The following is a 15,197-nucleotide window of genomic DNA, read 5'->3' as shown; positions in this document are numbered from 1 at the left end:
CGCAGACAGCAGCACCTGTTTGTCTTGCTCGCTGCGCACCACTCAGTGTGCGCTCATCCTACTTGGCACGGCCTTCGGGCCACAGTGCCCCCGCAGGACGCCATCGCCGAGACCTCAGGGCATCCGCTCCGGGCACCGGATGGTGGCTGAATCGTCGGCCCCGGACGTCTACTTGAGGTCCGTCCGAATAGGCTGGCGACGGACGGGATCGATTTACCCAGTTCCGATAGGCCTGTGATCACGCATATCTGCACACGGCTGGAGTCTTCTGAAGATGGCGAGAGATGTTCTGCGATCTCGCCGACCAGATCCGATCGAGAAACGTCCGCAGGCCGGGTAACGGGGCCCGTGCACCAGCCTGAAGTCCTGCCGTCCCACCGCTGCCAGTAGCTTCTCGTCCTTGGCGAGCAGTGCACGCCGAAAGTCGTCGACGGCCCGGTGTGCCATCGTCGGATCCGCCGCACGCTGCCTGAACCGATTGAGCGGACAGCGCGTGCTTGTTTGTGGTGCTCATTCTCGACACCGACAAGCCTGGATGGCCGACCGGTTCTGGCGCACCCCCAACTACCCGCCCAAGTCCGCCGCTGCGTGACCCGGTCCCCCCGGACCTGGAGCCCGCCGGGCGCAGGGAGCGCCCATGCCTGAGATTGGCGTGTGCGGCGCCACCGGACTCTTCGGCTGGCCGGAGCCCGTCGGCGGCGGCCGCTGAACGTGGCGCCGGCGGGCAGCTCAGGACTCGACGTCGATGCCGTAGTCGGTGGCCAGGCCAGCCAGTCCGGTGTCGTAGCCCTGCCCGACGGCGCGGGCCTTCCATCCGTCGGAGTGCCGGTAGAGCTCCATCGCGACGGTGACCGTTTCGCCCGATGCGAAGGGCTCCGGCTCGAACGACAGGAGGTTCCCTGACAGTTGGGTAGCCTCGGCCCGCCAGGTGGTGTGCTGGTCGAAGACGGCGGTGGGTTGGGCCTCGAGGTCGATATTGACGACGACGGCGATGCTCCTGACGGCATCGGGGACACTGCCCAGGACGGCCGTGACCGTGTCGCCGTCGGCTCGGACGCCGTCCTGCTGAGGATGGTTGTAGAAGACCAGATCGTTGTCGTTGCGCACTTTGCCGTTGGCGGCGAGCAGCACTGCAGATACGTCGACGGGCGCTCCGGTGGCGATGATGCGCACGGTGACGGGAGCTGTCTGCAGTGGGGCGTTGCCTCCCTTGGCCAGTTGTTGCACTGGACCTGCACGGAGATTGCCCGCAGTCTGATCTGCGACCACCGGAGGGGTTGAGGTTGTGAGTGTACTGATCGCGCTCTGGAGAACCGGCCAGCCTTCGGATTCTTCTCCTGGCCAGGGCCAGGTCATGCGCTGTGCGCCGAACTGCTTCGCGGTGGGCGGTTCACCGAGTGCCTCATGGAGCTGGACATAGCGCAGGCTCTCCGTGGCCAATCGGCTCAGTTGCCACTGCCGACGCGACTCATCCGGGTCGTTCATCCAGGTGTCGTGGTCGAGAGACTTGCCGCCCAACGCGTCGTAGACCCTGCGGGCGAAGTCATAACCGTCGCAGGTCAACAGACGGGTGGGCCGGTGCTGCTCGGCTGCGGCCGGCTCCCCGATGGCCGTGTACACGGAACCCAGGTCACCGCCGGTCCAGCGATTCGCCGCAGTGGTGGCGAACTGGGCGAACTGGATCAGGGTGGGCGGACGGCCCTTGGCGGCGACGAACCTGTGATGGGCACCGGCCACATCTTCCAGCTCGGTGCGCCAGCGCTGCCGGAGGTAGTCGTCGAGGTGTTTCTCAGCCCATGCTCGGCGGTGCCGTGTCACGATGTCGCGCACGCCCTCGAAGCCCTCACGACGAGTGGAGTAGCCGATGCCCGAGGACACGGTGATGTCACCGAAGGGCGTGCCGTCCGAGAACCCCCTGTCCCTCGTGATCCTCTCCTCCGGCCCCAGGTGCTGTTCTGCGGTACGCAGCTCTTCGAACAGGGAGGGGTCGACTGGACAGCCGACCCTCTGGAGTTCGGTGAGGGAACGTCTGTAGTAGTCACCGACGCCGGACAAAGAGGTGCGCGAGTAGGGGCCCTCACAGACGAACCAGGCAGTGAGGGCAACCCCGTGCCAGAAGTCCACTGCAGGGCCGAAGGCGTCGGCCATCAGCTGGTGTGGCCGTGGATTGCTCACGATGCTGCGGGAATGGCGCTGAAGCGTCATCGTGTCCCACAACTGGCCTACGCGCTCGTTCACAGCGGTGGGCAGGATGTCTCGGTACAACTGGACAGTGTGGCCACGGTCGTTCCCAGAGAGTGCCATGAGGTCCTCGTCGACCAATCCCCACAGTGAGCGCATACCCGGAGCTTGCATGGCGTGAGCCTGGTCGAAGGCCGTCCACCACTCACGCAGCGCGTCACTGCGTTCTTCAATCGGGGAGAGTGAAGACGATCCCCCGAGGAAGGCGGCGAGTACTGCGTGGATCTCTTCTTCGGCCACCCCGGACTCGGTCGCCATGGCCGCCGCCTGGGAGGACATGCCTACGTACAGGCGAGGCTCGGGGAGCGTGGTAATGACTTCCTCGTCCGGATGAGGGGGCGCTTGCAGGTAATCCAGCACAGCGAGCCAGTCGCCGGAGAAATAGCCGGAGACGACGGGCTGCAGGGCCCGCGTCAGCACGCGACGCGCCAGGGCCGTCCCGACCTTGGCGGACTTGGCCTTCTTGGCGAAGCCCTCCATGAGGGACTGCACCTGCGTCATGCGATGACGGGCGACGAGTTGCGACAGGTCGCTGGCGGCGAGTGAGTCCAAGAGATCAAGGCGTGCGCGATGTTGCCCAGCTCGGTCCAGGCGGTGCCAGCCGGCCCCGAAGCGGAAGCACTCCAGGACATCGGGAGCCAGACCCAGGCGAGCGAAGCGGCTTTCGATCCCACCCCACAGCTGCCGCTGTTCCTCAACCGATCCGATCGGCCCTGCCGCCCGGATCCGGACCGGCTCCATCAGCGTTTCGAACAACGGGTTCAACAATGCCCACAACAACACCAGATCGGCGCTGTCCACGGCGCTGATCCTGGCAGTGTCGTCCGCTGTAACCGTCATCGCATGAGCCGCGCGCCGTCGCATCAGATGCGGCAGGTTCACCACACCAGCCTTCAGAGACAACTTCTGCGGTAGGTACCAGGCCCCCCGACGCTGCTGCTCCTGGACACCAAACACGTCCGTGCAGATCAGGCCCTCGTGCGGCGAGAGACCCACCAAGGCGACGGTGTCGGAGGTCTGAGGCCCCTTAGCCTGGGTGACTCTGACGATCGGCTGCCCGTTGAGTGCGGCTTCCAGGAGTCTCGCGGCCATCCCGTCGAGTTCGGCGAACCGCTGGTCCTGGCCCGCGGCAGTCTCCAGAGCGAGGGCCTCGGCTGGGCTCACGACGATGGCCTCTTGCCACCATCGCAGTTGATCACTGGCCACCGGTCAGCCTCCTCACGTACTCGACGAACTGCTCGAACGGCATGGGGGTCGTGGAACTCTGCGCATAGACGGCGTAACGCTGCGCCATCAGCTGCATCCCCCGCTCGGCTCGTCTCGCCTCCACCCGTTCCAGGTCGTGCACCACACGCTGCTCGACGCGGCCCCGTTCGTACAGCACGAACGCATCCACCCCGGCCGGTCCGGTGTCTGCAGACTCATCACCCCTTTCGCCATCGCTGCCTTCGGTTCCATCCGACAGTGATGCGGCATCGATGAGCGGGGCGTCGAGCAGCACCGCGGGATCCAGGTCGTTGTCCACGCACATGGCCTCCAGATGTTCCTCTAGGCCCAATTCTGCGTGGCAGACCACGTCCATGTACTGCTCGTCGGTGGGGACGCTCGCATGTCGCAGGACGCGTACACCACGCCCCACGAACTGGTAGAACTCACCGAAGCTGCCGTAAGGCCGCACCGGCACGACCACGGTGATCGGCGGGAAGTCGTAGCCTTGGCCGAGCATCCGAAGTTGGACGATGCCCTGGAGGTCACCCGAATCTGACTCGAACCGACGCCGGGTCGCGGAAATCGCCGACGCAGACATGCTGTGATGCAAAGTCCCACAGGGTATGCCGTGTGCCTCGGCGATCCGAGCGATCTGGTGGGCGTGAGCCTCACCCATCGCCGAGAACAGAACCCGAGGCTTGACTGGAGCCAGCAGCTTGGCCTGCTCGTCTAGACATGCTCGCGTCACCGCCATCACCTGGTGGATCGATGCGTCTGACCGCGCGGTGATCCGTGCCATCTTCCGCTCGTCCCCGAGCGCCGCGAGCAACGCCTCCCGGCCCACGATCTCCTCGCGCCGGCCGTCCGGCCAAATAGCCTCGTACACCGTCGCCGCTGCATCCGGGGCGAACCTGCGGACCCGCAAATTCTTCGCGGATCCGTCCGCGACGGAGTCCACCAACTTGTATCGATAGACGACGTCGGCGTCGATGGGCTTGCCGTCGAGGCGCTTGAAGCAAGCCGACATGAGCAACGTCCGCGCATGACGGAAGTGATCGAACAGCCGCTGGTAGGAGTCACTGGCAGCGATGTGCGCCTCGTCCACCACGATGAAGTCGATTTCGTTCGGCGCCAGTTTCGCCAGTAGATCCCCGGGCTTGTCACCGGTGCCCAGGGCATGGAAGTTCGTTACCAGAACGTCGGCCGCCAGCAGCTGTTCCCGGGTCACCTGGCTGATCTGCGTGTCGTCCGCGTCCAACACCACGGTGTGCGGCGGGCGGGCCCCCGGCAGCAGGGGGCCGCCCGCCAGCCCGTACAGAACGTTCCCCGGAACGCCGGGGTCGAGGGCCTTGGCGAAGGTGCCGCGGATTACCGAGCCAGGTGTCACCACGAGAGCCCGGCGTTTTGTGAAGGAAAGCGCGGCAGCTACGCACAGCGCGGTCTTGCCAGCTCCGACAGCCATCACGGTTGCCGCGTGGCGGCCACCGGAGGCGTAGTAATTGGCCAGCGCACCCAACGCTTCGTCCTGGCACGCCCTCAGCGGCCCTCGGTCCACCAGGGCCCGGATTCCGTCGAAGTAGGCGGTGCCAGAAGCTGCCGGGCCGTATCGCGGAGGATCGGCGGACCGCATCGGATCGCCCGCCATATCCGGCACTTCGACGTGGGGCGTCGCGACGACAAAGGGGGAGAGCCCTGCATCGCGGTGGAGCATGGCCTGCAGCTGTGCGACGCAGCGACGGGTGTCAAGGCGCACGGCATCGTAGGAGAACCGCAGCACGGTCAAACCGGTGGCTGCCAGGTCGTTCTGGCGGAGCCTGTCGTATGTGAACGCGGCGCGGTCACTATGGAAGGCGAAACCATCCAGTTCAATGGCAAGTTGGAGTGAGTTGCCCGCGATGAGGTAGTCCAGTCGGTACGAGCGCTCGTTGACCGTCACCGGATGCTGGCTGTGCACCCGAGGCACGATGCCCGGTTCGACGGCAGGAGTGAGCACCCATCGAAGGAAGGCCTCCTCCAGGAAGGACGCAGAGGGGATCAGCTGGTCAAGGCGAGTGCTCATAGCAGTCCGCCCGCGGCACCCTCGGCAGTCAGAGCGTCGGTCTTCTCTAATAGGCGCTCGACCACATCCTCGCCCTGCTTGAAGCTGGTGAGCCTGCGAGCCAGCACCAGCGCTTCCGCGAGGGCCCCTTCGCGCTCGAGAAGAGAGATCAAGCGCGGCACGGACGTGACCCTTACGAACGTGTCCGGACGGATGTTCTCGTCGAACGACACCGCCTGCGGTGCGGCCTCCATCAACTCCAGGTCCAGCTTGGCGAAGACCTCGAGCATTTCTAGGCCGGCAGGGTACGAACGGCGGTCGCTCCACAGACGGTCGACCGCACTCTGAAGGACGAAGTGGTAATCCATGGCCGAGCCCGGAAGCTCCAGGGCCTCCCAGACACTCGCGAGGTGCTCCGCGCCCCTTGCGTCGAAGGGTACGTGCTGGCTGGCCGGGGTCGCGGAGGTACTACCCTCGGCGGTCGGCCACATAGGCGTGCCGTACGACTCATCCGGTCGGACGGAGGCGCCGGGCAGCTGATCCCTCTTGACACCAGGGCTGCCGACGAAGGCCAAGCCTGGGATCGATGCCATTCGCTCGAACCACGTTCTCAACAGCTCCCACCCCTGTTCGTCCGTGTACGGCTCAGCACGCGCGCCATGTCACACACGACACCTATTGTCACAGCACGTGGTGTGTCGAGACACCCCAACTGGGTACCTCCTGCCGCCCCTATTGGAGAGATGTTCATGCGGCGAGGGTGGTGTTGAGGATGGTGGCTGCTTGACCGATGGTGCCGGGCATGAGGTGGCGGTAGGTCTTGAAGGTGATCTCGAGGTTCTTGTGGCCCATCCATTCGGCGACGTCGGTGATGGGGATGCGGTGGGCGAGGCAGTTGGATGCGAAGAAGTGGCGGAAGCCGTAGAGGACCATGCCATCGGGCATGTCGAGCTTCTTGGTCTGTTTGATGCGGCGCCACTGGTTGTTGAGCAGGTAGCTGGCGTAGGGGCGTGAGCGGTCCTGCGGGTGGCGGAGGAGGTAGCCGTCGACCGCTCCGTGCGCCTCCGTATATCGCTCGATGGCCTCCTTCACCTTCGGTGGTAGGGGGACGTCGCGGTACTCGCCCTTCTTGCGGTGCTTGAGGCGGTCGTACTGCTTGGTGGTGCGGTTGACCTGTTCGGTGACGCGGTAGGTGTCGGCGGCAACGATGTTGTTGAGGTTGACGGCCGCCGCCTCGCCGTTACGGAGGCCGCAGCCGCTCATGAGGTCGACGAGTAGTTGGAAGGTGTCGTCGCCGACGGTGCGTAGGACGCGGAGTTGTGTGGGGGAGGGGATGACGGCGCGCTTGGGGTCGTAGACGGGGGCTTGAACGCCGAGTAGGGGGCTGTCGAGGTAGATGCCGAGGCGGTGGGCGTCGAGGAGGATGGCCTTGAGTTTGTCGAAGGCGCTGGCCTGGGTGGCCAGGCCGGTGCCGGCTCGTTCCATGGCGCGGATGAAGTGCTCGACGACCTTGTGGTCGAAGGAGTCCATGCGGCGGCTGCCCAGGGTGGGGAAGAGGTGGTGCTCCAGGAGCGAGTCGAGGTGGAGGAGGGAGGCGGGTGCGAGGTGGCGTTGGCCCTGCTTCCACTCGCGGGTGTAGTCGCGGAAGGTCATGGGGCCGTATTTGGCGATGCGCTCGGTGCGGGTCTGGTTGGCCGGGGTGGTCTTGCGTTCGTTGTAGACAGCCACCAGGCGTGTGATGGCCGCCTCCCGGCTGGTGAAGCCTGATTCCTGTTGCTGGCGGCCCATGGCGTTGCGGTAGCGGATCTTGTAGGGATGGGGGCAGCGGGGCCAGTAGGCCGGGCCGTGACCGCATTCCTTGAATACGGTGCCCATGCCGTGTGCCAGAGTGGTTGGTGCCATCAGTGTGACGCTCCTCGGACCGATGCTGACGATTTGCTGACCGTCACCGATCCAGTACCCCTCTGACCTGCGAAAACTTGTCCTAGTGAATAAATGTTCTGGAACTGGATCGGGCGTAGCAACGAAGAGATCATCCAGTTCCGCAAGGACTGGATGGAGGGCACCCGCTACGGCGAGGTAAAGGGCTACGACGGCCCCCCGATCCCCGCGCCGCAACTCCCGCCCGTCCCCCTGAAGGCACGCGGCCGGGTGCGCTGACCTGCACTTTCGTGCAGCAGGCCGACCAGCCGAGACCAGCCCAGGAGAGGCCGTAACCCACGCGGAGATCATCCCGTCGAGGCGAGCGCAGGGAGGCTCCGCGCGACCCTCTCCGGGCCCTCGCCGTTTCCCAGGTATGACCAACGGTTCGTCAGGCCGCTCGTGGCCGCAAACGAGCCGGGGACGGGGTCCTCGTTCTGGGCGGACCCGCTGCCCCGGACCGTTCCTGCCCCGCCCGGGCCCTACCGGATACAGGTCGGTGCCGGGTCGCTGACCGAGGGGCCGTTGCGGAAGACCGGGCAACGGCCCTCGGCCGTCTTCGTGTCAGTCGGCGGGATCAGTACGCGAAGCTGGACCTGGCGTTGATGGCGGCCGCGACACGGGAGACGTCGCTGCCGGGGGGCAGGGTTTGGACGGGCTCGGCGCTGGAGGTGGTGCTGCCGTTGCCCAGCTGTCCGCCGGCGTTGGTACCCCAGGCCACCACCGAGCCGTTGTCGAGCACGGCCAGGGTGTGCTCTCCGCTGCCCGCGATGTCCTTCACACCGAGAGGGGTTTCGATGGGGACGGGAGTGGTGCGGTCGATGGTGGTGCGGTCACCGAGCAGGGAGCCGGCGTTGTCCCCCCAGGCGCTGACGCTGGCGTCGCTCAGGATGGCGAAGCTGCTGGAGGCGGTCGCGGACACCTTCGCGACGGAGTCGAGGAACTGGACGTCGACGGGGACCTTGCTGTGGTTCTCCGTGCCGGTGGTGGCGATGGTGTCGTTGCCCAGCTGGCCCTTGTTGTTGTGACCCCAGGCCTTGACGGTGCCGTCCGTCGTTCTGGCCAGCACATGCCTGCATCCCACCGAGATGGACTCCACGTCGGCCAGGTCCTTGACCTGTTTGGGGACATTGCTGGCGGCAGTGGCGCCGTTGCCGAGGCGGCCGTCGGTACCCGACCCCCAGGCCCACACCGTGCCGTTCTTGTGCAGGGCGACGCTGAAGTCACAGCCCGCGCCGACCTTGTCGATCCCGCTCAGGCTTTGAACCGCCACCGGGGCGGTCGACGGTGTCGTACTGGTCGTCCCGTTGCCGAGCTGGCCCGAGCCGTTGCCGCCCCAGGACAGGACGCGACCACCCTGCACGGCCAGCGCGTGGTTGAGACCAGCGGAGACATGGCTGATGCCGGAGAGCTTGGCGACAGCGGCGGGACGGTTGTTGTTCGTGGTGGTGCCGTTGCCGAGCTGGCCGTCCTTGTTCGAGCCCCAGGACCGTACGGTGCCGTCCTTGAGCAGTGCGATGGCGAAGGTGGTGGCGGGGGCGGCGGGAGTGGTGACGGCCTCCGTGCCGCCCGCGGAGAGTTCCTGTACGTCCGCGCGCGCGATGCCCTGGACGGCGGTGGGGGTCGTTTGCTGGACCTCGTTGCCGTTGCCGAGTTGGCCGACGGTGTTCGCGCCCCAGCTGCGGACCCACGGGTCGCTGCTCCCCGCGTGAGCCGGTAGGGCGGAGGCGGTGAGTGCGGTGAGTGCGGTGAGGGCAGTGAGGGCGAGAGCTGAGGTGAGGGCGACTGCCGGGGTGGTGCGCAGGAGGGTCATGCCCGGTCCTTTCGAAGGGTTGACGTCAGTACGTGTACGAGGTGTTGCCGCCGAGTGATGCCGTCACCTTCGTGATCGCGGACCCTTCGTTGAGGACGGTGACCAGCTCGTGGCGCGCGATGGTGGTGCCGTTGCCGAGCTGGCCTTCGCCGTTGTCGCCCCAGGTGTAGACCTTGCCGGCGGTGACCGCGATGCCGTGGCGTGCGCCCGCGGCCAGGCTCTGGACGCCCTCCAGGCGGCGGATCTCGACGGGGGAGGTGCGGTTGGTCCGCGATACGTTGGCTTCGAAGGCCGCGTCGGGCTCGAGGAGTTGGCCGTACTGGTTGCTGCCCCAGCCGAAGACTCTGCTGTCGCCGGTGCGGGCGTAGTTGTGGTGGGCTCCGGCCTCGATCTCGGTCACGCCCTCCAGCCAGTCGACGTCGACGGGGACGGTGGAGGAGGTGGTGCTCGAATTGCCCAGCTGCCCGTACAGGTTGTAGCCCCAGGACTTGAGAGTGTTGTCGGAGGTGAGCGCGACCGCGTGGTGGCAGCCGGCATCGATCTCGATGACGTCCTCCAGGCCCTGGACCTGGCGGGGTACGGAGCTCAGGGCGCGGCTGCCGTTGCCGAGTTGACCGTGTACGCCGCGCCCCCATGCGTAGACCTTGCCGTTCTCCAGCAGGGCCAGGCTGAAGTCGCACCCCGCCGAGATCCGCTTGGCCTTGAACGAGCCCTGGACCCGGTCGGGGACCGTGCGGCTTTCGCCGGTGCGGTTGTTGCCGAGCTGCCCGTAGGCGTTGTCGCCCCAGGAGTAGACCTGGCCGCGGTCGTCGAGCGCCAGGGCGTGCGAGCCGCCGGCCGCGACGGCCTTGATGCCGTCGAGGCTCGGGACGGTGAGGGGCACGGTCTGGTTGGAGCGCCCGCCGTTGCCGAGTTGGCCCGAGGAGTTGTGTCCCCAGGCCTTGACGGTCTTGTCGGTGAGGGCAAGGACGAAGGAGTCCGACGAGGAGGTGCCCCCCGCGGACATCTCCGTCACGTCGCCCCGGAAGAGGCTGGTCACGGAGGCCGGTGAGAGGCTGTCGGCCAGGGTGCCGTTGCCGAGCTGGCCGGTTCGCCCGGCTCCCCAGGCGAGTACGGTCGGCTGGCCCTCGTTGGCGCCGGCGGTGGTCGCGGTGGCCGGCAGGGCGGCGATGGCGGCGGTGACGGCGAGCGCGGCGAGCGTGCGGTTGAGCAGGGTGCGGCCGGGTGGACGGGCCATGGGGGCTCCTTCGGTGAGGCGCAGGGTGGAGGCTGTGGCGGGGGCCGGGCCGCGTTCCGGGCACGGCCTCCAGGGACTCCGGGACTTGGGCTGCTCCGGGGGCGTGCGTCACCCGTGGCGATGTCCGGGGGACACCGTCACGGGCGTCGGAGATATGAGCAGATTGTCCGAATTGGGTGATGTGTGCGAGCTGGAATCGCCGAACCCACTCGTGTGCCCGTCCGCCGCACGGGTTGTGGGGAAGGGGTGCGGCGCTGGCCTGTTGTGGTGAAGTCGACCTCCGGCGGCGTGGCGGACCGTGGAGTGCGATGGTGCGGCTGTCCGGCCGTCGGCCGCGGGGGTGTGCGGTGCACGCTCATGGGGTCGGTGCTGCTACCCGGTCGTTCCTTCGGGGTGCGGGCGGTCCGGCCGTGTCGAGGTCCGGACGGCGGTGTCCGTCGTGGTCCGGCTCACCCAAGCGGCTGTGGATCCGAAAAATCTGATGGGCTCAGGTCAAGATCGGCCAAAGTGGTGAGCCCGGACGGTGACCTGACCGGCGGAGATCGCAATGTGTAATCGAGGCGGATACTTAGCGTAGGCGCCCAGCTGTGGCGCCCACCCCCCATTCGCCGTCCCGGAGAAGGCCATGCGCCACCGCATCCGTCCGTCCCGTCCGCTGCTCCTCCTCGTGTCGGCCCTGACCGCGGCTGCCGTCTGCGGCCCCGCCCCGTGGGCATACGCCACGCCGGCACCCGTCCCCCTCGCACGGTCGGTGCCGGCCCCCGACGACGAGGATCCACCCTGCCCCGGAGGCGAGCCGAAGCCCTGCGGTGCCGCCCCGGCCGAACGCGACGATGTCGAGGCCGACCGCAAGGGCGTCGAGAAGGACACGGAGACGGCCGAAAAGGACATCGCGGCGGCCAAGAAGCAGGTCGAGGAGTGCCGGCCGGGCTCGAAGGAGTGCATGACCGGCCTTGCCGGTTCCGGGACCGAGGAACGCAAGGGCCTGGACGAGGCCCGCAAGGGGTTGGACGAGTTCAAGCCCGCACCGGCCGACAACGCCGCGACGGCAGTGGACGGGGCGTGCGCCGCCTTTGCAGCCGAACTGCCCGCAGGCCTCACGTCTTCCGGAGGGGCGCCTTCGATGACCGGTGTCTGCGAGCTGATGAACCCGTGACCGATACGAAGATCCACGCGCGGCGCACCGCCATGCCGAGGGCAGCGGCACTCGCCGTACTCCTCGTGCTCATGCTCGCGCCCGTGTCCCTATCCGCTCCGGCGAGCGCCGCCCCGGTGCCCAAGAAGGCACCCCCGCTCCCCACGGTGCAGGCCTTCGACGGGGACACGCCGCTGCCCTCGCCGGCCCGTATCCGCGAGCACTGCGCCAAGCACCGCGACGACTGCCGCTTCACGATCGACGCCGCCGCGTCCGGCGAGTACTACAGCGCCGTCAAATCCTTCGGCAACGCCGTCGTCAACTGCACCCGGGACCCGATCAGGGTGGATCGGCAGATCGTCCTTCGCACGGGCAGCACGGACAACCTCGGCGGCGACATCACGGGGAAGCTCGCCGTCGAGGGCCAGATCAACGCCTCGGGCGAAGTGAGCGCCGGGGTCGACGCGAAGGGCAAGGGGGAGTTCGTCACCCCGAACAAGCAACAGGGCCCCCATGCGACGGTAGGGGCCGAGGCCGGGGTCAGCGGCAGCGGGAAGGTCGGCGGGTCACTCGGCGTCAAGGCGGCCTTCGAAGGCGCGTTCAAGCTCTCCTACCAGCGCAGCTGGACCACCGAGCAGACCGAGACGACCACCTACAGCACCACCGTCCGGTCCGGCGAGGCCCTCGCCTTCGGCGCCAGCGCCGCCATGCAGCGGATCGCAGGCACGCTCACCACCGGCACCGGGCTCAGTGCACGCAACGTCGTCGTGGACGGCCCGTCCACCGTCAACAACAGCACCTTCATGGCCGACACCTTCGCCGTCCCCGCCTCGGTGTGCGACCGGGCGGGCGCCAAGGGCAAGAGCGACGTCGAGGTCAACGCCGAGGCCGCCGAGCGGATCGCCGCGCGCCAGGATGCGAACCAGGCGGCCGCGCAGCAGACCGGCAAGGACATCAAGGCCGTCGGAAGCAAGATCGCCGAGTGCCCGGCCGGCAACGCCGTGTGCATGGAGGAGCTCGCCGGCAAGGGCGAGCGCGAGGAGGCCGGCATCAAGGGCATGGCGGACACCATCACCGCCTTCCGGCCGGAACCCGCCGACAACGGCACCGCCGCCGTCACGACCACCTGCGCGAACTTCCCGGGTTCCCTGCCGGGCGGCGCCGCAGAACAGGGTCAGGCCCCGTTCCCCGCCACACAGCTTTGCTCGCACCTCGGATCCTGAGCGGCCCACAGCCCCTGAGGAGGGGAACTTCCGATGACCACGCACTTCCTGGGCCGTGGTGCCCTGCTCCTGCCCGTGCTCGCGCTCGGCCTCGCTTCAGCGCCGGCTCCGGCCGCCGCCGACGGCAGTACCCGGCAGGGGCCGGGAAGGCTGCCCGCGGCTCACGCGCGTACCGCGGACGACCGCCAGACACGGATCGAGGAGATCCTGGAGTACTGCGGAAGCAAGCGCAACGCTTGCTCCTTCCAGATCGACACGGCCCGCACCCGCGAGTACGCGACCGCCGTCACCTCGCTGGGCAACGCCGTCGTCAACTGCACCACCGACCCGATGACGGTGGACCGTACCGTCACCCTGCGCACCAGCAGCTCCGACAACATCGGCGGGGAGATCTCGGGCCGGGCCACCGTCGAAGGCACGGTCACCGCGACCGGCGAGGTCACGGCGAACCTCGCCGACGAATCTTCCAACGGCCACAAGACCCCCTTCCTCAACACCGGTCCCACCTCGGAGAAGGGCACCAGGAACACGGTCTCCAGCGGATCGAAGGAAACCGGCTCGACCAGCGCCAAACAGGCCTTCGAGACCGCCTTCAAGGCGACCTACGCGCGGTCCTGGACCACCGACAACACCGAGACGACCACCTACCGGACGACCGTCAAGCCCTACGACATGCTGGTCTTCGCCGCGAGCGCGGCCATGAGGCGGGTCGTCGGCAGCCTCGTCACCGACCAGGGCAAGAAGATCACCGACGTGGCGGTGGACAGCCCCTCCATGATCAACACCAGCCGCTTCATCGCCCAGACGTACGCGGTGCCCGACAACCTCTGCGGCCGCAAGCGCCCCGGCGGCGACACCGCCCCCGACGAGGACAACGCCCATCCCGTACACGGCACCCGCCGGTCCCGCTGAGGAGCCCGCCGTCATGCACCGCTCCATCCGTCCAACCCTCCACGCCCTGGCCGTGGCCGGCCTCCTGCTCCCCTCGCTGCTCGCGGCCGACGCCGTGGGCGCCGCCGCGGCCCAGAACGACGTTCCGGTCCTCAACGGGGGCTTCACCGCACCCGCCTTCACAGGCGAGCGGTCCACCGTCGGCCTCGCCTACTGGACCGGGCTCAACCAGCGCTTCTCCCCCTCCGCCTCCGGCCGGGCCGACGGGGCGGCCGGCGTCGGGCTGTCCAAGTCCGGCAACACCCTCCGGCATCGGCTGCGCGGGGTGCGCACCGGGTCCAAGGTCACCGTCACTTACGAGGACAGCCCCGCCGTCGCCCAGGAATGCACCCGCGACGAGGTCGCCGACGGTCAGCCCTACGCGGTGCAGGGATCCGGCGGGCCCGTACGGGAAATGCGGACCGCGCCCGACCCGGACCGAACGAAGGGCACGCCCGGCCGGGGGCGCTGGACCGAGCGCACCTATGAGTTCATCGCGGACGAGAACGAGCCGGTGCTCACTTTCACCTCCAGGATCGCCAGCGCCGCTTCCCAGGTGCCCTGCTCACCCATGGTCACCAGGGTCCGGGCCGTCGAGGTGCCGCCGCCGGTGGACAAGACAGTCGACAAGTACGCCCTCGGCGCCGCCGAGGCGTACAAGGACAACGAACGCGAGGCCTCGCTCACGGTCGCGGTCTCCAACTGCAACGGTGACAACATCTGCACCTTCCGGCCCGACCCGCGCTACTCCTTCCGCTACTACGACCGGGCCCGGGTAATCGGTGAGGCCTTCGTCAACTGCACCCGAAACGCCCTGGAACACAGCCGCGTCATCTCGTACACCGAACGCGGCCACGACAGCATCTCCCAGACCTACGCCGCCGCGAACCTCCTGCTCGAACCGGCAGCCCGGCTGCCCACCACCGGCGATCGCACGGAGGACAAGAAACGGCTCGCCGAAAGCCACTTGGCCAGGCAGCTCGCCCTCGGCTACGAGATCGCCTGGCAGCGGCCCTTCCAGTGGTTCAGCAGCGACCAGCGGACGGTGGTGGAGAAGATCCAGCCCGGTGAGGTCAGCTGGGTGGAACTGCAGCCCAGCAGGGAACGCGTCGAAGGCTGGTTCGTCAACAAGAGGGACGACTACCGGCTGCACGCCGTGGTCGACGCGCCCTCACGCGCCGTTCCGGACCGCATCTTCCAGCGAACCGGCCCCATGGCCGAGGCGGAGAAGCAGCGCTGCGCGGCCGCCCGCCCCATGACGACCACCCCGGCGGGCGCCGATACCGCGGCCGGCTCCGCCGACAAGGGTCTGCTGGAGATCCCCCCGCCCACCGGGCCGAGCCTACGTCCGGCCCGCAGCATCCCGCTGTCCTGAATTCGCGGTGCCCCGCCCTGCGGGCACCTCCATACTGCGAGAGGAGCCTGGAGCCGCGGCACGCACGTACGCAAGT

10 protein-coding genes and 1 pseudogene are annotated in these 15,197 nt (G+C 67.9%); 5 read left to right on the top strand and 6 right to left on the bottom strand.

Annotation, left to right across the window (positions count from 1 at the left end; all coding sequences use genetic code 11):
• Positions 1-729 precede the first annotated feature (729 nt).
• The 4 genes from IF02_RS0123185 to IF02_RS0123170 all read right to left on the bottom strand — a co-directional run bounded on the left by IF02_RS0123185 (position 730) and on the right by IF02_RS0123170 (position 7,390).
• Complete coding sequence (locus IF02_RS0123185; protein ID WP_030159920.1) at positions 730-3,447, bottom strand: TerD family protein; 2,718 nt, start codon at positions 3,445-3,447, stop codon at positions 730-732.
• Positions 3,437-5,509: a DEAD/DEAH box helicase family protein gene (locus IF02_RS0123180; protein ID WP_030159919.1), complete on the bottom strand. Its 2,073-nt coding sequence runs from the start codon at positions 5,507-5,509 to the stop codon at positions 3,437-3,439. Before IF02_RS0123180 ends, IF02_RS0123185 begins: the two co-directional genes overlap by 11 nt.
• Positions 5,506-6,081 carry a hypothetical protein gene (locus tag IF02_RS0123175; RefSeq protein WP_030159918.1) on the bottom strand — a complete coding sequence of 192 codons (576 nt, stop codon included), beginning with the start codon at positions 6,079-6,081 and terminating at the stop codon, positions 5,506-5,508. The genes IF02_RS0123180 and IF02_RS0123175 overlap by 4 nt, the downstream gene beginning before the upstream one ends.
• A gap of 154 nt (positions 6,082-6,235) precedes the next feature.
• Positions 6,236-7,390: a tyrosine-type recombinase/integrase gene (locus tag IF02_RS0123170; RefSeq protein WP_234318305.1), complete on the bottom strand. Its 1,155-nt coding sequence runs from the start codon at positions 7,388-7,390 to the stop codon at positions 6,236-6,238.
• A 93-nt stretch (positions 7,391-7,483) separates the two neighbouring features.
• On the opposite strand from IF02_RS0123170, the pseudogene IF02_RS33940 reads away from it, so the two are divergent.
• Positions 7,484-7,648, top strand: a pseudogene (locus IF02_RS33940) (pirin); the annotation flags it as partial.
• A gap of 337 nt (positions 7,649-7,985) precedes the next feature.
• Here IF02_RS33940 and IF02_RS0123160 read toward each other — a convergent pair.
• On the bottom strand, positions 7,986-9,221 hold the full coding sequence (locus tag IF02_RS0123160) for an RCC1 domain-containing protein (protein ID WP_030159916.1): 1,236 nt from the start codon (positions 9,219-9,221) through the stop codon (positions 7,986-7,988).
• Positions 9,222-9,246: 25 nt separating this feature from the next.
• Positions 9,247-10,458, bottom strand: coding sequence for an RCC1 domain-containing protein (locus tag IF02_RS0123155; protein WP_051696474.1), 1,212 nt, complete (start codon positions 10,456-10,458; stop codon positions 9,247-9,249).
• A gap of 625 nt (positions 10,459-11,083) precedes the next feature.
• Here IF02_RS0123155 and IF02_RS0123150 point away from each other — a divergent pair.
• The 4 genes from IF02_RS0123150 to IF02_RS0123130 are packed head-to-tail and all read left to right on the top strand — an operon-like array spanning position 11,084 to position 15,121.
• The gene (locus IF02_RS0123150; RefSeq protein WP_030159912.1) at positions 11,084-11,614 is read left to right on the top strand and encodes a hypothetical protein; all 531 of its coding nucleotides are present in this window, start codon (positions 11,084-11,086) and stop codon (positions 11,612-11,614) included.
• On the top strand, positions 11,611-12,816 hold the full coding sequence (locus IF02_RS0123145) for a hypothetical protein (RefSeq protein ID WP_051696473.1): 1,206 nt from the start codon (positions 11,611-11,613) through the stop codon (positions 12,814-12,816). The genes IF02_RS0123150 and IF02_RS0123145 overlap by 4 nt, the downstream gene beginning before the upstream one ends.
• Before the next feature lie 33 nt (positions 12,817-12,849).
• On the top strand, positions 12,850-13,728 hold the full coding sequence (locus tag IF02_RS0123135; RefSeq protein WP_234318304.1) for a hypothetical protein: 879 nt from the start codon (positions 12,850-12,852) through the stop codon (positions 13,726-13,728).
• Positions 13,729-13,741: 13 nt separating this feature from the next.
• Positions 13,742-15,121, top strand: coding sequence for a hypothetical protein (locus IF02_RS0123130; RefSeq protein WP_030159908.1), 1,380 nt, complete (start codon positions 13,742-13,744; stop codon positions 15,119-15,121).
• Positions 15,122-15,197 lie beyond the last annotated feature (76 nt).

The organism is Streptomyces sp. NRRL S-244 (genome assembly GCF_000717915.1).
Lineage (GTDB): Bacteria > Actinomycetota > Actinomycetes > Streptomycetales > Streptomycetaceae > Streptomyces.
Note: the sequence above shows the minus strand (reverse complement) of the source record. Positions and strands in the feature narration are given on the sequence as shown.